This is a genomic window from Candidatus Binataceae bacterium (assembly GCA_035650475.1).
Taxonomy (GTDB): domain Bacteria; phylum Desulfobacterota; class Binatia; order Binatales; family Binataceae; genus JAKAVN01.
Window position 1 is genome coordinate 20,259 of sequence record DASRHP010000009.1, and the last position, 18,417, is coordinate 38,675.

Annotated in this window: 16 protein-coding genes; 7 read left to right on the forward strand and 9 right to left on the reverse strand. The window is 67.8% G+C overall.

From position 1 onward, the window contains the following. Positions 1 to 106: 106 nt before the first annotated feature. Together VFB33_06310 and VFB33_06315 are read left to right on the forward strand one after the other, a co-directional pair. On the forward strand, positions 107 to 904 hold the full coding sequence (locus VFB33_06310; protein HZO81291.1) for a methyltransferase domain-containing protein: 798 nt from the start codon (positions 107 to 109) through the stop codon (positions 902 to 904). A gap of 148 nt (positions 905 to 1,052) precedes the next feature. Next, a complete protein-coding gene (locus VFB33_06315) occupies positions 1,053 to 1,793 on the forward strand; it encodes a DUF1499 domain-containing protein (GenBank protein HZO81292.1) in 741 nt (246 codons plus the stop codon). A 31-nt stretch (positions 1,794 to 1,824) separates the two neighbouring features. On the opposite strand, the gene VFB33_06320 is transcribed toward VFB33_06315, so the two are convergent. From VFB33_06320 to guaB, 6 genes are all read right to left on the reverse strand, one after another. Next, positions 1,825 to 2,496, reverse strand: a complete 672-nt coding sequence (locus VFB33_06320; GenBank protein ID HZO81293.1) for an EthD domain-containing protein — start codon at positions 2,494 to 2,496, stop codon at positions 1,825 to 1,827. Positions 2,497 to 2,569: 73 nt separating this feature from the next. Further along, a complete protein-coding gene (locus VFB33_06325) occupies positions 2,570 to 4,069 on the reverse strand; it encodes a mechanosensitive ion channel family protein (protein HZO81294.1) in 1,500 nt (499 codons plus the stop codon). Positions 4,070 to 4,072: 3 nt separating this feature from the next. After that, positions 4,073 to 5,245: a hypothetical protein gene (locus VFB33_06330; protein ID HZO81295.1), complete on the reverse strand. Its 1,173-nt coding sequence runs from the start codon at positions 5,243 to 5,245 to the stop codon at positions 4,073 to 4,075. Between the two features lie 45 nt (positions 5,246 to 5,290). Continuing rightward, positions 5,291 to 5,932, reverse strand: a complete 642-nt coding sequence (locus VFB33_06335) for a non-canonical purine NTP pyrophosphatase (protein HZO81296.1) — start codon at positions 5,930 to 5,932, stop codon at positions 5,291 to 5,293. A 16-nt stretch (positions 5,933 to 5,948) separates the two neighbouring features. Continuing rightward, positions 5,949 to 7,145 (reverse strand): D-alanine--D-alanine ligase family protein, encoded by a 1,197-nt coding sequence (locus tag VFB33_06340; GenBank protein ID HZO81297.1) that lies wholly within the window; start codon positions 7,143 to 7,145, stop codon positions 5,949 to 5,951. A 151-nt stretch (positions 7,146 to 7,296) separates the two neighbouring features. After that, complete coding sequence (gene guaB / locus VFB33_06345) at positions 7,297 to 8,751, reverse strand: IMP dehydrogenase (protein ID HZO81298.1); 1,455 nt, start codon at positions 8,749 to 8,751, stop codon at positions 7,297 to 7,299. Between the two features lie 260 nt (positions 8,752 to 9,011). Between guaB and VFB33_06350 the strand changes: the two genes are divergently transcribed. Continuing rightward, positions 9,012 to 9,950, forward strand: a complete 939-nt coding sequence (locus VFB33_06350; GenBank protein ID HZO81299.1) for an LLM class flavin-dependent oxidoreductase — start codon at positions 9,012 to 9,014, stop codon at positions 9,948 to 9,950. Positions 9,951 to 9,968: 18 nt separating this feature from the next. Here VFB33_06350 and VFB33_06355 read toward each other — a convergent pair whose 3' ends face one another. The 3 genes from VFB33_06355 to ribB all read right to left on the reverse strand — a co-directional run bounded on the left by VFB33_06355 (position 9,969) and on the right by ribB (position 14,042). Next, on the reverse strand, positions 9,969 to 10,664 hold the full coding sequence (locus tag VFB33_06355) for an iron-containing redox enzyme family protein (protein HZO81300.1): 696 nt from the start codon (positions 10,662 to 10,664) through the stop codon (positions 9,969 to 9,971). A 142-nt stretch (positions 10,665 to 10,806) separates the two neighbouring features. Continuing rightward, on the reverse strand, positions 10,807 to 12,798 hold the full coding sequence (locus VFB33_06360; GenBank protein ID HZO81301.1) for a cytochrome c biogenesis protein CcdA: 1,992 nt from the start codon (positions 12,796 to 12,798) through the stop codon (positions 10,807 to 10,809). Positions 12,799 to 12,854: 56 nt separating this feature from the next. Continuing rightward, complete coding sequence (gene ribB / locus VFB33_06365; protein HZO81302.1) at positions 12,855 to 14,042, reverse strand: 3,4-dihydroxy-2-butanone-4-phosphate synthase; 1,188 nt, start codon at positions 14,040 to 14,042, stop codon at positions 12,855 to 12,857. 160 nt (positions 14,043 to 14,202) lie between these two features. On the opposite strand from ribB, the gene VFB33_06370 reads away from it, so the two are divergent. The 4 genes from VFB33_06370 to VFB33_06385 all read left to right on the forward strand — a co-directional run bounded on the left by VFB33_06370 (position 14,203) and on the right by VFB33_06385 (position 18,366). Then, positions 14,203 to 15,522: an MFS transporter gene (locus tag VFB33_06370; GenBank protein ID HZO81303.1), complete on the forward strand. Its 1,320-nt coding sequence runs from the start codon at positions 14,203 to 14,205 to the stop codon at positions 15,520 to 15,522. A 184-nt stretch (positions 15,523 to 15,706) separates the two neighbouring features. Then, positions 15,707 to 17,080: an L-seryl-tRNA(Sec) selenium transferase gene (gene selA / locus VFB33_06375; protein HZO81304.1), complete on the forward strand. Its 1,374-nt coding sequence runs from the start codon at positions 15,707 to 15,709 to the stop codon at positions 17,078 to 17,080. A gap of 102 nt (positions 17,081 to 17,182) precedes the next feature. Next, positions 17,183 to 17,404: a dodecin gene (locus VFB33_06380; protein HZO81305.1), complete on the forward strand. Its 222-nt coding sequence runs from the start codon at positions 17,183 to 17,185 to the stop codon at positions 17,402 to 17,404. A gap of 107 nt (positions 17,405 to 17,511) precedes the next feature. Next, complete coding sequence (locus VFB33_06385; GenBank protein ID HZO81306.1) at positions 17,512 to 18,366, forward strand: LLM class F420-dependent oxidoreductase; 855 nt, start codon at positions 17,512 to 17,514, stop codon at positions 18,364 to 18,366. The last annotated feature ends 51 nt before the right edge of the window (positions 18,367 to 18,417 follow it).

An 18,417-nucleotide genomic window follows, 5' to 3' on the forward strand; every position in this document is an offset into this window, starting at 1 on the left:
TCGGAGCAGGGGGTGAGGGGCAATTTGGTGCCCGCCGCGGCGGTTCTCAGTAACCGTCTGCTTTGTATTTCCCGTCCAAGTCCTGTAACGGATCGCTGGAAGCGCCGTGGCCAACGCCTATTACAAGCAGCATTGGGTCGAAGTCGAACCCGAACGCCAGGGGGCCTATGACGAGATTCTGGCCTACCATCCGGCGCTCGACCCTCTGTTGCAGCCGCTGGAGCCGGGGCTCGGGATGCGGCTGCTCGACGTCGGCTCGGGGCCCGGCTATACGGCGCTAGAGATGGCGCGACGGGTCGGCGCGTCGGGGCGGGTGGTCGGCGTCGATATCAACGCCGACTTCGTCGCCGCCGCGTCGCGTCGCGCGCGCGCTCAGGGGCTCAATGCTGAATTCGTGCAGGCGGCGGTTCCGCCGCTCCCCTTCCCGGACCGCAGCTTCGAGCGCGTGCTGTGCAAGAACGTGCTCGAATACGTCGATTCGGCGGCGGACACGATGGCCGAGATGGCGCGGGTGGCCGCGTCGGGGGCGATCGTGGTCGCGATCGACAGCGACTGGGAGATGCTCGCGCTGGAGCTGGCGCCGCGCGCGCAGGCGCTGAGCGACCGGGTTATCGCGGCGGCCCGCGCCATCGCGGTCAACGAGCCGCGCATCGGACGGCGGCTGCACGGCCTGATGCGCCGGGCGGGACTCGACGAGGTTAAAGTTTCGGTCTTCGCGAGCGCCGACACCCGGGGCCATCTGGCCGTGATGTTGCGCCAGAGTCTGGCGCGTTACGCGCGGGACTCGGGCGCGGTCAGTGCGGCGGAGGTCGAGCGATGGCTCGGCGCGGTGGACGAGGCGATCGCCGCTGGCGAGTACCTGTTCATGCTGCCGCAGTTCGTGGCCCGCGGGATGAAGCGCTAGCTGGGGCGCGGCGCTTCGGCGCGCCGGCGGGGCCCGGGCGACGCATGTCAGCTTCGTCGCGGGAACCCTGGCGTGCCGCAGGTGTTTCGGACTGGCAAAGGCTGCGGGCGGCTCGCGCCCGCGGCGCCATACGGAGGAGAGACGATAAATGATCCCAGCCTGGCTTTCGTTGCTCGACGCGATATTGGCGGTGATCCTGCTGGCAGTCGGCATCGGTGGCGCGCACTTCTACCTGGTTGCACCGATGCTGGGCTTCCAGCTCTTCCTGCTGAGCGTGCCGCTGGCGGCGCTTGCCTTCCTGATCGGGCTTTTGGGAATCGCGCGCACCGGCGCCGAGCCGCGCCGGGCGGGGCGTCCGATCGCGCTGGCCGGCACGATCCTGGGCCTAGTGGTCGCCGTCCCGCTGATTCTCATCATTCGTAGCTGGATGTCGATGCACGCGCCGCTCATCAACGACATCACCACCGACTTCGACAATCCGCCCGAGTTCGTCAAACCGCCCGGGATGTCCCCGGAAGCGATGAAGTACAGGCGCGACTACTTTGCGCCGCAGCAGATCGCCGGCTACGGCAAGCTCGAGCCGTTGCATCTCGACGACAAGCCGGCCCAAGCCTTCGCCAAGGTCAACGCCGCGGCGCATACGATGCCCGGATGGGAGATCGTATGGGTTGATCCGGGCACGCGCACCATCGAGGGCATCCAGCGCTCCGACCTGTTCCGCTTCTGCGACGATTTCGTGATCCAGGTGCGGCCCGCCGCCGACGGCGCCGGCAGCGTGGTCGAGATGCGCTCGCGCTCGCGCGACGGCAAGGGCGACTTCGCCGTCAATTACCATCGGATCGAGGACTTCTTCGCGATGCTCAAAAACGAGAGCGCCGCGAAGTCCTAGGCGCGGGCGCGAAGGCCCGCCCCGCCGCCGCTTACAGCATCACGAAGTCGCGCGTGATGATGAACGGGAAGGGGTGGGTGGTGTCGATGAAGTTGGGCTCGTCGGCGCGCACCGCGCGGTACTCCTCGGTCTTCGCCGACTGGCGCATGGCATCAGTCGAGTCGAACCAGACCTCGGCGACGCCGTCGTAGATCGGCTGGCGGCCGCCGCGGTAGGCGCCGGCACGGACGTGGTTCTGCACGTAACGCCGCATCTGCGGGATCCTCGCGCCGAGTGGGCCGTGGACCTCGCGCCAGTAGCGCTGGAACGCCGCGACGTCCATCCCGGGTTTGCGCCGGATAAACTCCACCAGATGCATCATCGTGGGCGCCGCTGGCGCGTCCTTTTGAAGCACCTCTTCGGCCAGGATGAAATCCATCATGGACATGTCGAGGAAGGCGGCGTCGTCCTCGAGCGCGGCGCGGCTTTCCGGGCTGTTGGCGATGCGGCGCATGGCGTCAACGTCGTCGTACCACAGCTCAGCCACGCCGTCGTAGATCGGTTCGCCCTTGCGGTAGCCCGAGGGGATGGTGTGGCACTGGACGTAGCGGCGCAGCCCCGCCACCTTGCGCACGGCGTCGGCATGGCGGGTGCGCCAATACTCGCCGAAGGCCTCGAGAGTCATCCCGGGCTTGCGCTTGATGAAATAGATCGCTTTGACCATCGCGGACTCTCCCTCGGCTGTGGGTTTGGAGGCGCGTGCGGTGGCGGTGGCCCGCGCGGCCGCGCGCCCTGGCCTAGATATCGAATATTGCGCGCATCTTGTCGAGGAGCCAGCGCGAGCGGCCGCGGGTGCCGCCGTCCACGGTCTGCCCGGCGTCGAGCAGCTCGCGCCGCTGGCTCATCCGCGCGGCGATTATCTCGCTCATCTGGGCGGCAGCCTCGGGATGGGTCTTGAACAGCTCGATGAAGCCCTCGCGCGGCATCTCGATGACCTCGACGTCGGTGCGCGCGCGGATGGTCGCGTTGCGCGGCTCGCCCGTCATCAGGCCCATCTCGCCGAAAAACGCCGGGCGGCGCAGCTCGTTGAGATGGACCGGGCGGCCGTCGGCGCCGCTCGCGCTCACGTCAACCACGCCGCGGCGCATGACGTAGAGCGTGTCGCCGAGCTCGCCCTCACGCACCAGCAGCTCGCCGGCGCCAAAGTGGCGCACGCGCGCCGACGCGCTTAGGATGCGCATCTCGTCCTCGTTTAGCGCGCGCAGGAAGTCCACGCCGCGCAGCTCGGCGATAAGCTCGCGCTGCACCTCGGACTCGGCCATCCGGTGCTCGCGGCTGAGCTTGAGGGTGCGAATTGGAAATGGAATCTCGATCCCGTTGCGGCGCAGCGCGTACCACAGGCTCGAGATCACGCGGTCGTGGACCTGCTCGGTCAGTCCGTAGTCGGCAAGCCAGTACTTGACGCGGTAGCGGATGGCCGAGTCGCCATACTCCCAGGCGAAGATCTCGGGGCTCGGATGGCGCAAGATGTCGGGGATGTCGCGCAGGACACCGAGGATTACCTCGCGCACGCGGTTGGGCGGCTCGTCGTAGCTGATGCCGAGCGAAATCTCGTCGGCGACGGCGTGGCTGGCGTAATTGAAAAGCACGTCCTTGGCCAGCTGGGCATTGGGAATATCGACCCGCTCGTTGGCGCGGGTCAGAATCGTCGTCGCCCGCCAGCCCACGCCCTGCACGCGCCCGACCTTGTCGGCCGAGCGCACCCAGTCGCCGGGCTGGAACGGCTGCGAAATCTGAAGCGTCAGGCCGCTGAAGATGTTGCCCAGGGTTTCCTGGAGCGCCCATCCGATCACCACGGTGATGACGGCGGGGATGGCGAGCAGCGCGGTTACGTCGATCTTGAAGAACGTTCGCAGCACCACCATCACGACGAACGCCCACAGCGCCAGCGTCAGCAGGTCGCGGAAGATGGTGGAGAAGTGCTCGCGCCCGCGATGGGTTGCGGCGTCGGCGAGTTCGAGCGCGATCCGGATGAGCCCGCACATGAAGATCAATAGGGCCGAGGTGTCGACCACGTAGCTCAGGCGGCTGAGCCCGAGCGCCGGCGTCAGCAGGTCGATAATCAGCGCCACGCCGACCACCGCCACCGGCCAGGCGTGCAGGTGCCCGCGCCGACGGCGCAGCGCCACTGCGTAGAGCAGCACGATCACTGCCACCAGCGCCTGGACGATAAACCGGACCTCGGGGCTGAGGCGGTCGAGTCCGAGAAGGAACTGGAGCTCCGTGGTACGGCTCATCGGCTAGAGCCCGCAGAGCGTGGCGATTTCGTCGAGCAGGCGCGCGGCGTCGAAATACTCGCACGCAAGCTCGCGCGCCGCCCGCGCATGGCGCGGATAGTCGGCGTTGATCACGCGCAGCGCGTCGGCCGCCGAGGCGGCGTCGTCGAAGCCGAGCAACCCGGTGCCGGCCGGGATGAATTTTTCGAAGCCGGTGAACTGAGTGGCAGCGGGGCGCCCAGCGGCCAGATAGCACACCGTGCGATCGCTGAACCATCCCGAGCGAGTACTGACGTAGAGGTCCTTGGCCGGCGTGAATTCGCCGCGCGAGCCGCTGATGTAGGCGCGATAGGCGTCGAGGTCGAGCGACATCGGAACCACCGGCCGGAAGCTGAAGCCGCCCGCCAGCGCCCGCTCGTAGTCAGGGCCCGAAGAGAGGTCGGTCGCCAGTTCGACGGCCTGTCCGGCGCGCCGCGGAACGTCGAGCATTTTTGCAAAGTTGAGGTGCTTGGACCAGTAGTAGATGCGTCCGCTTATTTCTATGTCGTTGCCTCTGTTGCGCCAGGTTCCGACCGTGGTGAAGGGGGCAGACCGGGCCGGCGTCGGCTGCACGGGCCATTGGTCCAGCAGCACAGGCGGGCGGGTCGGATGCCATACAAGCCCGCCGGTCGGCAGCACGCAGTCGGGCTGCCCGATATTACTGGCGTAGGTGAAGAACAGGCGATGCGCCCGGGCCAGGCTCACCATCTTCGGGTCGCCGGCCGCGTAGCGCGCCTGAAAGACACCGGGATCGGTTTCAAGATACACCATGCATCGCGCGCGCAGATGCTCCTCGCGCGGCTCGGTCGCCGCGCACAGGTTGATCACCGCGTCGGCTTCGGCGAGCAGCCGATGGGTTCGCTCGCGGCCCATCCCGAGGTACTCGCCCCGCTCGGCATCGAGGAACGACCAGCGATCGGCGAAGCCGAAGCGCCCAAGCACGCCGGTCAGAAGCTTGAGATTCGGCGCCGGATCGGGCGCGACCGTGCCGGCGGCCGGGTTGTACACCCACGCCCCGTGATCCTCGACGTAGTAGACCTCCAGTCCGAGGCGCTGGAAGCCGACCAGGTGATGGAGCAGCTGCCAGATCACGCCCGCGAACGGATAGCGGGCGGCCAGATGCAGAACGACGACCTTGCCCTTGTGCCGCCGGCTCATCCGCTTACCGCAATCGCACTTCCAAATCGTTGGGCGCGCCGGGCCTCAGCGCATTCCCGCGATCCGCTCGAGATCGGCGCGCAGGGCTTCGAGTGCGGTGCGACGCTGGCTGAGCCGTGCGGCCTCCTCCTCGGGCAGCTCGCCCAGGTAGCATCGGCGATCCGGCAGGACCAGCACGGAGCGATAGGGAAAGCCCGTACGCACCGGCGTCAGCACGCGCTCCGCGATGACTCCCTCGATCGCGGCCTCGCTGACGCGCTCGTGGATCTGCCCGTGCTCGTGATAGACGAGCACCGCGGCCGCCCGCAGGCGGGCAGTGCGCCGTTCGCGCGCGACTCCCGCCATCCGCCGAATCACCTCTTCGGCCAGCGCGAGGTCGAGGCTGCCGCCGTGCGCGGCGGCGGCCGCCTCGGTGAGCCATCGATGCGACCGCACGCCCGGCTCGCCGCCGAGCGCGTCAACTTCGAGCCCGCCATCGTCGGCGAGCGTCGGTAAGTTGGCGCGCGCGAAGTAAAACCGTGCCTTGAGCCGCGCGTTGTCGGCGAAGGTCGCGCCGGTCTCTTCGGGCGTATGGTCGTCGACGCCGGCGTCGTGCAGGGAGAGTGGCGCGAGGCCGAAGCCGTGGAGCAGGATGCGATACTCGTCGAGCTTGGCGCGATTGGTAGTCGCGATCAGCAGTGGTTTCATCGCTCGCGGTGACGATTCAGCCTTCCCTGGGCTCGTAAGTTATCTTGAGTTCGGCGCGCTCGCGATGCTCCTCCAGTGCCAGCTCGAGCAGGCGCTCGATTAGCTGGGGCAGCGGCAGCCCGGTCGCCTCCCACAACTTGGGATACATGCTGATCGCGGTGAAGCCGGGGATGGTATTGACCTCGTTGACGAAGATTTCGCTCAGGGAGGGACGGGCGAGAAAATCCACCCGCGCCATCCCGCGCAGGCCGAGCGCGCGAAAGGCGGCGACCGCAAGCTTGCGCAGGTGCTCGCTTTGCGCGGGGGGCACGTCGGCCGGGATTTTTATTTCGGCGCCTTCGGGGTCGACGTACTTCGACTCATAGCTGTAGAACTCGTGGCGCCCCTTGACGACGATCTCGCCCGGGATCGACGCCTCGGGACGATCATTGCCGAGCACCGCGCATTCCAGCTCGCGCCCCTCGCAGGCGGCTTCGATCAGCACCTTGCGGTCGTAGCCGAAGGCGTCGCGCAGCGCGCGGTCGAGGTCGCTTTCCCGCTTGACCTTGCTGATCCCGACCGAGGAGCCGAGCGCGTTAGGCTTGACAAAGACCGGATAGCCAAGCGAGCGCGCCAGGTGAGCGGCGCCGGCCGGATCGTCGCGCCAGTCCGCGCGCTCGAGCGCCGCGTAGCGGACCACCGGAATGCCGGCCTCGCGCAATAGCCGCTTCTGCACGTCCTTGTCCATCCCGATTGCCGAGCCCAGCACGCCCGCACCGACGTAGGGAATTCCCGCCAGCTCCAGGAGCCCCTGCACCGTACCGTCCTCGCCGTAGGTGCCGTGCAGCACCGGGAAGACGACGTCGAGCGGGCCCGGGAGCGCGTGCCGCGCGCCGCGCGCCGGCGTCGGAGTGCGACGGGCGGCACTCGCCCTGCCATGGGCGCGGTTGTGCATCGTCTCGACCAAGGTGCGGCCGGCCGGATGTGGCAGCAGGCTGACCTCGACGCCGCCCGCGCCCAACGCCTCCAGCCGCGGCGCCGCCTCGGAGAGCATCCGCATCGCGTCGTCGCGCAGATACCAGCGGCCATCGCGCCCGATTCCGATCGGCACGACCTCGTAGCGCGCCGGATCGATCGCCGACATCACAGTCAGCGCCGAGCGCAGCGAAACCTCGTGCTCGCTCGACCGTCCGCCGAACAGCACGCCCACTGTGAGTCTTCGTTTCTCGCTCATCCGCGCCACGCCACCCCGCGAAACCGCGCTATCAGCCAGTGCAAGCCTCGATTCTGCCACGCCGCCGCAGCGCTATCGAGCGGGCGCGGCCGCGCCGGCGGCGATGCGCCGCCGCGCGCCTTGGCTCTTCCGATGGCGACGGCTGGCTGGTTTACTGCCGGTAGTTGGGGGCTTCCTTGGTGATGAAGACGTCGTGGACGTGGCTCTCGCGCTGACCGGCGTCGCTGACCCGGATGAAGCGCGCGCGCCGGCGCAGCTCGACAAGGTTGGCGGCCCCGATGTAGCCCATCCCGGCCTGCACGCCACCGACGAGCTGCTCGATGTTGGAGGCGAGCGAGCCGCGATGCGGCACCCGCCCCTCGATCCCTTCCGGCACCAGCTTGCTCTCGTGGACCTCGCTCTGGCCGTAGCGGTCGCGCACCCGTTCGCTCATCGCGCCCAGCGAGCCCATCCCGCGGTACAGCTTGTAGGTCCGCCCCTGGTAGAGAATCGTCTCGCCCGGGCTTTCCTCAGTCCCGGCGAACAGCGAACCGATCATCACGTTGGAGGCGCCGGCGGCCAGCGCCTTGACGATGTCGCCGGAGAAGCGAATTCCGCCATCGGCGGTCACCGGCACGCCGCGCGGCTCGGCGACCGCCACGCAGTCCATGATCGCCGTGATCTGCGGGACGCCGACGCCCGAAACAACTCGCGTGGTGCAGATCGATCCGGGTCCCATCCCGACCCGCAGCGCGTCGGCGCCGGCGTCGATGAGCGCCTTGGCACCTTCGGTAGTGGCGACATTGCCCGCCATCACCTCGACCTCGGGGAATTCGCGCTTGGTCGCCTGGAGCGCCTCGATCACGTTGCGCGAATGGCCGTGGGCGGTGTCGATGCAGAGCACGTCGACCCCGGCGCGCACCAGTGCGGCGGCGCGTTCGGCGCGCTCGGGACCGACGCCGATCGCCGCGCCCACGCGCAAGCGGCCCATCTTGTCCTTGCTGGAGTACGGATGGCGGGTCGCCTTGTCCATGTCTTTGACGGTGATGAGGCCGCTGAGGCGTCCGCGCTCGTCAACCAGCGGCAGCTTTTCGATCCGGTGGGCCTGGAGGATCTCCTTGGCCTCTTCGAGGCTGATGCCCGGATGGGCGGTGATCACGCGCGTGGTCATCACCTCGCGCACAGCCTTGTCCAGCCGTCGTTCGAAGCGCAGATCGCGGTTGGTCAGGATGCCGACCAGGCGGCCGTCGGTGACCACGGGCAGTCCGGAAATACCGTGGCGCTCCATTATCGATAGCGCGTCGGCGATCTTCTGCTCGGGATGGACGGTGACGGGATCAACGATCATTCCGCTTTCATACTTCTTTACCGCGGCGACTTCGGCGGCCTGGCGCTCAAGCGGGAGGTTGCGATGGATGAAGCCAAGCCCGCCCATCTGGGCGATCGCGATCGCCGTGCGCGACTCGGTCACGGTGTCCATCGGGCTCGACACCAGGGGGATGCGCAGGCGGATGTTGGGCGTCAGCATCGTGGCGACGTCGCAGCTGGAGGGCAGCAGGTCGGAGGCCTGCGGAAGCAAGAGCACGTCGTCGAAGGTCAGTCCTTCACGAAGCTCCTGGTAGGGCATCGGAAAGTCTCCTCATGACAAAAAGCCCGCGGAGATCCGCGGGCTTGTCGCCGTTTGTATGGGAGCTGCTGTGCAGCAGAGCGCCATATCTTTAACTAACAAAATGAGGATCGCCGATCAATTAGCCCTCGCGGCCGGGTAGTGAGTCAGTTTGAGGTTTTTGAACTGACCCACTACTCAAGGCCGGCGCGGGTTGCGCCGCGCAGACGCTTCAGGCTATCGAATGAACGCGCTTCCCGCAGCGAAAGGAATCGTCCGCGATGGCGAAGACCGCACTTGCCTTCTCGATCATGCCCGACAGCCCCCTTGACAAGATCGTCGAGTGGACCAAAGAGGCCGAAGACCTCGGCTTTTCCGGCGTCTTCATGACCGAGGCCAACAACGACTCGCTCGCATGCTCGCTCGCGCTCGGGATGCAGACGCGGCGGATTACGCTGGGCACCGCGATCACCAACATCTACCTGCGCCATCCGGTGCTCCTCGCCAACGAGGCCGCCACCGTCCATCACTTCACTGGCGGCCGCTTCATCCTCGGGTTGGGCACCGGCCACGGCGAGAGCAACTCGCGCCTAGGGATCGAGATGGGGACGCCGATGCTGAAGATGCGCGAGACGGTGGCGACGCTGCGCAAACTGCTCGACGGCGGCGCCACCGGCCCGCGGATAAGCGGCAGGCTGCCGATCTATCTCGCCGGCGTCTCGCGCCCGATGGTGAAGATGGCGGGCGAGATCGCCGACGGCGTGATCTTCAACTTCTTCCCGCCCGCCCGCGTGCACGAGGCGATGGCCGAAATCGCCGAGGGCGCGCGCGTCGCCGGGCGCAGCCCCGAGGCGGTCGAGCCGGTGCTGTTCGCCACCGCGTTCATCTCCGACGACCTCGAAGCGGCGCGCCGGCCCGCGCGCACGCTGCTGTCGCGCTACGGGGCGCTGCGATTTTACGGCAACATGATGGCCAAGGCAGGGTTCGCGCGCGAGATCCAGGGGATTCGCGCGGCGCGCGGCGACGCCGCCAAGGCGCTCGCCGCGGTGAGCGACGCGATGATTGACGCGACCCTGCTGGTCGGCCCCGGGGCGCGCGTGCGCGAGCGGCTGGCCGAGTTGTGCGCGCCCGGCGTGGGCACCGCGGTAGTGTTCACCAATCCAGTCAACGAAACGCGCGAGGCGGCGATCCGGCGCACGATGCGCGCGCTGCGCCCGTAGCGTCCCCGCCGGGCGGCGTCAGGCCTCGCAGGCGCGCTGGATGTCGTCGAAGAAGTTCCACCACAGATCGAGCGAGCGCGAGGCGGCCGCCTGCACCTTGGCCCTGTCGTGGTCGCTCAGCGGCAGATGGCTCAGGATATTGTCGCCGACGTCGCTATGGTCGCGGTCTGCAATCTCATGGATGTCGAAGAAGGCGACCTGCTCGGTGTTCAGCCCGTAGTGCTTCTCCAGTGCCCGCGCGAACGAGCCGAAGTTGCCCGGCACCTGACCCTCGGCGGCCACGTTGATCGCGCCGATTCCCTCGGCGAACGAGCGGTCCTTGGTCGAAAGCTCGAACCAGTCGATCAGGGCCTCGGTGCCCGGCAGCGGCTGGGCCTGGGTCATCTCCTCGCGCTTGAGCCCGAAGCCCGTCCCGAGCCGGATGAAAAGTTCCGGATGGGGCGCGCTGCCTGAAATCAGCCCGGTCTCCTCCTCGTAGAGGCTTTCGGCGAGCTTGAGCCGCTCCTGCGAGTCGTAGCATCGCGAGTGCAGGGCGCTGATCGCGCGCGGGAACTCGCGCACCTGGAGGAAGAACTGCTGCGCGAAGATCTTCATCTTGTCTCGCGGGACCTGGCCGGCCTCGATCTTCTTCCACAGCGGATGGCGCCCGAAGGAGCGGCGCTCGTGGACCAGCTTGAACAGTTCGCGGACGAATTGTTCGTTGTTCTGTGCCATGACGGTCAAAAACTCCTGGCGGAGGATCTCCGGATTCCGGTCGGCTGGCGCGCGCGCCGGCGCCGCAGGCCAAAGCCTGCGCCGCATCCTGCTCCCGCTCCTGGCCGCCTCCGGGCCTGAGGCAAAATACAAAAGCCCCGCTCTAAAGTGAAGCCGACTCCGCGGCGGGAATGGTCGTATTGCGGACCTCGGGCAGCCCGTCAATCTCGTCGATTTCGCGCAGATCGCTCAGAAACTGGCGGGCGTCGACATAGCCGACCTCGCGTTTGAGAATCCGCCCGTGCTTGTCAATGAACACGGTCGTCGGCACGCCGTGGATCTCGTACATGCTGCTGAGCTGTTTGCTGCGGAGGTCGGTCTGGGTGAGATCCGCCTGGAGACGGACGAAATGTTCGGCCTCGCGGATCACCGCAGGGTCGCGGAAGGTCGTGCGCTGCATCTCGCGGCATGGGATGCACCAGGTCGCGCTGAAGTCGATCACCACCGGTTTCTTGTCGGCGCGCGCCTGGGCCACCGCCTTCGCGTCGTAAGGGGCAAAGGAAAGCTGCGCGGCGGGTTTGGCGGCCGGGAACAACAGCAGATAGGCGAGCGCGCCCAGCGCAGCCGCCCCCAACGCACTGCGAAAGACCAGGAATGGACGCCATCCGCGCCCCACCGGCGTAACGAAGCCGAGAAAGATCCCTGCCCCAGCCGCATAGTACGGCATCAGCCGTATCGCCCATCCGCCCAGCAGCGGGTCGAGGAAATAGAGCGCGAGCCCGAGCAGCACGAAGCCGAAGAACTGCTCGATCCACGCCAGCCATTCCCCCGATCGCGGAAGCGCGCGGATATGGCCGGCGGCCAGCGCGAGGGCGACGTAAGGCAATCCAAGTCCGAGTGCCAGCGTGAAGAAGAGCGTGAAGCCGAAGAGCGGGTCGGCGCTGCGCTCGACCATCAGGAGCAGCCCGAGCACAATCGGCCCGATGCACGGTGCCGCGACGACGCCCATCCCGAGCCCCATCGCGAGCGCGCCGAGATAACCCGGGCGTGCCGCCCCCGCCCGCTGCATCATCCACTGCGGCGGCTGAAGCGAATACAGCCCGAAGCTGGAACCCGCCAGCGCCAACAGAACCGCCGCGATAATCGCGAGCACCCACGGATTTTGAAGTGCCGCGCCGAACAGGCCGCCCGAGAGTGCGACCGCGACTCCAGCGGCGGAGAACGTCAGCGCGATCCCCAGCACGTAGGTCACGGCGAGAATCGCGATTCGGCGCGGCCCGCCGCCCTGGTTGGCGAAGTAGGCCAGCGTCACGCCGATCAGCGGATAGACGCACGGCGTCAGGTTGAGCGCGAGCCCGCCAAGGAACACCGCCAGCAGGCCGAGCAGCATCCCGTGCTGCGCGAAAATGTCCGCAAGGTTCCATCCGCCGCCCACACCGCCGCTATCGTCGGCAGTGTCGGCCGGGGAATCGGCGGATGAGTCCAACGCGGTGAGTGCCAGGTGCGCAGGATGCGCCTCGTATGCGGCGGCCGACGCCACGGGAGCGTAGGCCGCTGCGCCCGCGGCGTCGCGCGACTCTCCCGCGTCAGCCGAGGGCTGGAGCGAGGAGAGCGGTGCGCTCGCCCTGATCTGCGCGGGAGGAAGACAGATATTGTCGTTGCAGGGCTGGTAGTCGAGCGTGACGGCGATCGCGGCGTCGGCCGCCGGCTTGAAGCCGGGCGCCGCCATCAGTGGGACCTCGAATTCGATCGGCCCGGTGAACACCGAAAGCTTTTCGCCGCCGGAAAACGCGGGCGCGATCTGGTCGGCCGGCGGATACTTCACAGCGCCGGTCTTGAGCCCGGGCGGCGGATTCACCGCAAGTTTGGTCGGGATAAAGTCGGGCGAGTTCGGATGGTTCGAGTTGATGTGCCATCCGGAGAGAATCTCGGCGTCAACCACCAGCTTGCTGATGCCGCCCGGCTTGAGCGGCGCGGCGAGCTTGAGCCCATCGATCCTGGCGATTTCCGACGGCTTGGGGAGCGCCTGTGCGCGAACCCGCGCCGGCGCGCCGAACGCGACGATGACGGCGAGGGCGAATGCGGCGGGCGCCCACGCGCCGATTGCCGCAAAGAGCGCGCGTACGACGCGCGACGGCGGGCCGTAACGTTCCATCATCGCAGATAATTCCGCATCGGAGCAGCCGGTTCCGCGCGGCGCCGGGCCGGGATTCAGCCTCCCGGCACCGGCTCGCCTTTGGAGAGCGGCTCGTTGCCGACGATTTCCAATCCGTAGCCGGGCAGATTGGCCAGCCGCGGCGCCTGGTCGGAGAGCAGGACCATCTTGCGCACGCCGACGTCGCGCAAAATCTGGGCGCCGATGCCGTAGTCGCGAAAGTCGGCCTCGGGTGGGCTTAGATGGGTGCTCGCGCGCTGCGCCCAGGGCGCGCGGCGGGCGGTCGCGCCGTTGCCGTTGATGTCGGTAGCGATCGCGTCGGACTCGCGCTTGAGGTAGAGGATGACGCCTTCGCCGACCTCGGCGATGCGTTCCATCGCGGCCTGCAACAGGCTGCGCGTGTTACGCTCCGTATAGCCGAAGACGTCGCCCGGGAGATACTCGCGATGGGCGCGCACGCGCACCGGGTGCTCGGCGTCAATCCTGCCCATCACGAGCACCAGATGCTCGGTGGAATCGACCAGGTTGCGATAGACGATGGCGCGGAACTCGCCGAAGGAGGTCGGCAGACGGGCCTCGGCGATGCGCTGGATCATGGTCTCGTTGCGCAGACGGTACTCGATAATGTCGGCGACGGTGACGATCTTGAGCCCGTGGATGCGGGCGAAATCGACGAGGTCGTCGCGCCGCGCCATTGTGCCGTCGTCCTTGAGAATCTCGCAGATCACACCGGCCGGCTTGAGCCCCGCCAGCCGCGCCAGATCCACCGCGCCCTCGGTCTGCCCGGTGCGCACCAACACGCCGCCCTCGCGCGCGCGCAGCGGATAGACGTAGCCGGGGGTGATGAACTCGGCGCCGGTGGCGTCCTCGCGCACGGCCTGGAGGATGGTCGTCGCGCGGTCGTGGGCGGAGATGCCTGAGCCGCCGGCGCGCCGCGCGGTAATCGGGACGGTGAACGCGGTACCCAGCGGGGCCTGATTGTCGCCGACCATCATGCTCAGCCCCAGGCGGTCGATCCTCTCGGGCGCCATCGGCAGGCAGATCAACCCGCGCCCGTACTTGGCCATGAAGTTGATCGCCTCGGTGCTGGCCTTCTCGGCCGCCATGCAGAGATCGCCCTCGTTCTCGCGCTGCTCGTCATCCATCAGGATGACCATCCGGCCGCGCCGGATCTCTTCGAGCGCTTCCTCAATCGATATGAAGGGCGCCTCGGTTTTCTCGCGGAGGACGATTTCGCCGAACATTTACGTCACCCAGGAGCGTGCCGGCTGTCTGAGGAGAGACGTGCCGCACGATCCAACCCCTCGAATCTTACACTACCGCGTGGCCACGCGTGAATCCCGGTTACGCCGGTCGCAAGGCGCGCCCGACTTTGGCACACTGAGCCCCATTCACCGCGGGAGCGTGCCGATCGAGACCTCCTCCGAGACCCCCGAAGCTGCCCCCGCATCGGCAGCGCCGCCAGCCTCCGCCGGCGGCCGGCGAGGCGCCTTCCGCGCCCTGCGCCATCGCAACTTCCGGCTCTTCTTCGGCGGCCAGTTCACCTCGCTCATCGGCACCTGGATGCAGTCGGTGGCGCAGGGCTGGCTGGTGCTCAAGCTGACCAACTCGTCCCTGATGCTCGGGGTGGTGAGCTTTGCGGGCTACCTGCCAGTGCTGGCGGTGACGCTGTTTGCCGGCGTGGTGGTGGATCATGTCGATCGCCGCCGGCTCATCATCGCCACTCAGGCACTTCTGATGCTGAGCGCTTTTGCGCTCGCCGCGTTGACCTGGGCAGGCGTGGTACGGGTCGAGCACGTTGCACTGCTGGCGGCGTTCAACGGCCTGGTGACCGCCTTCGACATGCCGGGGCGCCAGGCCTTCGTGGTCGAGATGGTCGGGCGCGAGGATTTGCCCAACGCGATTGCGCTCAACTCGATGATCTTCAATGGCGCGCGTGTGGTCGGTCCGGCGATCGCGGGCGTGCTGATCGGCATGGTCGGCACCGCCGGATGCTTCTTCCTCAACGGCGTCAGCTACCTCGCCGTCATCTGGAGCCTGTGGGAGATGGACCTGGTGGCGCGCGAGGCGGCTCCGATTGGCGGAGCGATGCTCGTTCGCCTGCGCGAGGGGCTGGTCTTCGTCCGGCGCCATCGCGCGAGCTTCTACCTGCTCTTGCTGGTCGCGATCAACGCGGGCTTCGGGATGCAGTACTCGGTGCTGATGCCGGTTTTCGCGCGCGACGTGCTCCACGGGGCGGCGAGGACCTACGGTTTCCTGCTCGCCGCGCAGGGGATCGGCGCGCTCGTCGGCGCCCTGGTGCTGGCCTCGCGCCGCAGCCCGCGGGCGTTGAGGCAGAACCTGGTCGTGGGGCTGTTCGGCGCCGCGGCGGGGATCCTGGCTTTCGGGTTCTCGCCCTGGATCTGGCTCTCGATGGTGGCGCAGATGGTGATCGGCGCGGGCCTTATCAACCATACGGCGACCAGCAACACGATGCTCCAGCTCTTCGTCTCCGACGAGTTGCGCGGGCGTGTGATGAGCATGTACACGCTGTCGTTCATCGGACTCGCCCCGATTGGCAGCCTTGAGGTCGGCTATGTGGGCGAGCTGGCAAGCCCGCAAATCGCGGTGGCGCTCTCGGCGCTGGCGACGCTTGCCTGCGGAATTATCGTCGCCAGCCGCCTCGACGTTATCGCCAGAGCTCAGGCCACAGTCAGCGACGAGGCGCACGCGGCCGCCGATTGAGCGCGGTGCGAGGGTTATCGGCGGATACGCGCGGACGGCGGGCTGCGGTTATAATGACCGATCCACGGCGGAGAGCGTGAGAGGGCGCAAGATGGCTGCGGGCCAGGCGAAAAAACAGCTCCGGAGGGCTAAGGCGGGCCACGCCTCCGTTGCGTCTCAGTCGCGCGCGGAGCTGCTGCGCGCGATGCCCACGGTGGACGAATGCCTACGCGCGTGCGAAGCGGCGCCGGAGTTTGCCGGATTCGGCCGCGAATACCTCAAACTCGCTGTGCGTCGAGCGCAGGACGAGTTGCGCGCCGCTATTGCCACCGGCGCGCATACATCATCTGCTCCTGCCCGCGACGAGCTTATTGTCGACGTCGTGCGACGCGCGCACGCCGCGATCGCCGCCGACCAGCCGAATCTGCGCGCGGTGGTCAACGCCACCGGCGTCGTCCTCCATACCAACCTCGGGCGTGCGTTGCTCGCCGAGCCTGCGATCGAGGCGCTCGCCGCCGCCGCAGCCTCTCCTGTGAATCTCGAATTCGACCTCGCTGGTGGCGGTCGCGGCGAGCGCGACACGCTGGTCGAGGACGAACTGATAAGGCTGACGGGCGCAGAGGCGGCGACGGTGGTCAACAACAACGCCGCCGCGGTCCTGCTTGCGCTCAATTCGCTCGCCGCCGGGCGCGAGGTCGTGGTTTCGCGCGGCGAGCTGATCGAGATCGGCGGTTCGTTCCGGCTGCCCGAGGTGATGGAGCGCAGCGGCGCGATCCTGCGCGAGGTCGGCACCACCAATCGCACCCATCCGGCCGACTACGAGCGCGCGATCGGCCCCAACACCGCGCTCCTGCTCAAGGTTCATCCTTCCAACTATCGCGTGGTCGGCTTTGCCTCCGAGGTTGGGCTTAAGGAACTGGTCGAGATCGGGCGCCGCCACGGAATCGACGTGGTCGAAGACCTCGGCGCGGGCGCGCTTGTCGATCTGAGCCGCTACGGGCTGGCGCGCGAGCCGATCGTCGGCGAGCGAATCGCGGCGGGCGCGTCGCTGGTGACATTCTCGGGCGACAAGCTGCTCGGTGGGCCGCAGGCGGGGCTGGCGGTGGGACGGCGCGAATTGGTCGAGCGGCTGCGCGCCAACCCGCTCAAGCGCGCTCTGCGCTGCGACAAGCTGATCCTGGCGGCGCTCGAGGCAACGCTTAGGCTGCATCGGCGCACGGGTGACCTCGCCGCAGCGCTTCCCACCTTGCGCTACCTCACGCGCACGGTGGGCGAGCTGGAGACGATGGCGCTCCGCGCGCGCGAGGTGCTCGCCGAGCGGCTCGGCCCGCAATTCCGGCTCGAGACGGTGCCGAGCGTTTCACAGATCGGCTCCGGGGCGCTGCCGACCGAGCAGATCGACTCGCGCGCGATCCGCGTGACGCATCCGGCGCTCTCGCCTGAGGCGATCGCGGCGGTCTTCCGCAGCGCGCGCCCACCCGTCATCGGCAGAATCACGGACGGCGCCTTCCTGCTCGATCTGCGAACAGTGGACGATGCCTCGGCGTTCGCGGTATCGTTTTCGCAAGCGCTGTCGTAACCGGCTGTAGGGGCCGGCCGCGATGGGCGCGGACGCGGAGTAGCGAGGCGGTGGGGTTTGCCATAACCGGATGCGTCGCCAACGCCGGGAGGAGTAAATCCAATGCCCAACAAGACCTATAAGGTCGTCGACGTGGTCGGCGTCTCCGACCAGAGCATCCATCAGGCCGTGCGCAACGCGCTCAAGAAGGCGGGCCAGACCCTGCGCAACATCGACTGGTTCGAGGTCCAGAACATCCGCGGCGCGGTCAACAAGCAGTGCGATCCCGAATTCCAGGTCACACTCAAGATCGGTTTCCGGCTCGAAGATCAGCCCGTCAACTGACTCGCGCCGCGGGGTGCGCCGGCGGGCAGTGGGGCGAGGGATGCTGCGTTGACGCGCCGTGATCTCACGCGGGCGCCGGCTTGGCCGGGCGCCGGAAAGGTGCGCTCGTGAAGTTCGCGACGTTTCTCTATCAGATCGCCGGACCTGATATCGCCCGTGTCGCGCGCCGCGCCGAAGAGCTCGGATTCGAATCACTCTGGATTCCCGAGCATCTGGTACTGCCGGTCGAGTACCGTTCACCGTACCCGTACTCGGCCGACGGCCGGATGCCGGCGCCGCCCGACACGCCCTTGCACGACCCGTTTCTGGCGCTAGCCTACGCGGCGGCGGTGACCAGCCGGATCAGGCTCGCCACCGGCGTGTTCGTGGTGCCGCTGCGAAATCCGTTCGCGACCGCCAAGGCGGTTGCCAGCCTCGACGTGCTCTCCGGCGGCCGGTTCATCTTCGGAGTGGGGATCGGATGGCTGGAGGAGGAATTCGACACAGTCGGGATGACCTTCGGCGACCGCGCGCGGCGCACGCGCGAGTACCTTGCCCTGATGCGCGAGCTGTGGACCCGCAACGACCCGGTCTTCGAGGGGCGCACGGTCCGCGTCGCGGGGTGCAAGTTTATGCCCAAGCCGATTCAGCAGCCACGCCCGCCGGTGATCTTTGGCGGCCATACTGAGCCCTCGCTGCGCCGCGCCGCCCAGGTGGCCGACGGATGGTATGGGATCGCGGAGAACATCGCCGACACCCGCGACCTCATCGCGCGTTTGCGCGGCCATGAGCGCGCGCAGAACCGCACCAGCCCGTTGGAAATCACGCTCAGCCCGCGCTTGGGCGGGCCGCTGACGGTAGCGCAGGTGCAGACCTTCGCCGAGATGGGCGTCGCGCGGCTGATAACCCCGGTCGGGCGCGAGCCGGAGCGCGCCGTGCGCGCGATGGAGCAGTTCCACGAGCAGGTAATGTCGCGCGTTTAAGATGGCGTGGTCAGCCGCCGCCGCGCGCGGCATTTTGCACCCCCTTACGCA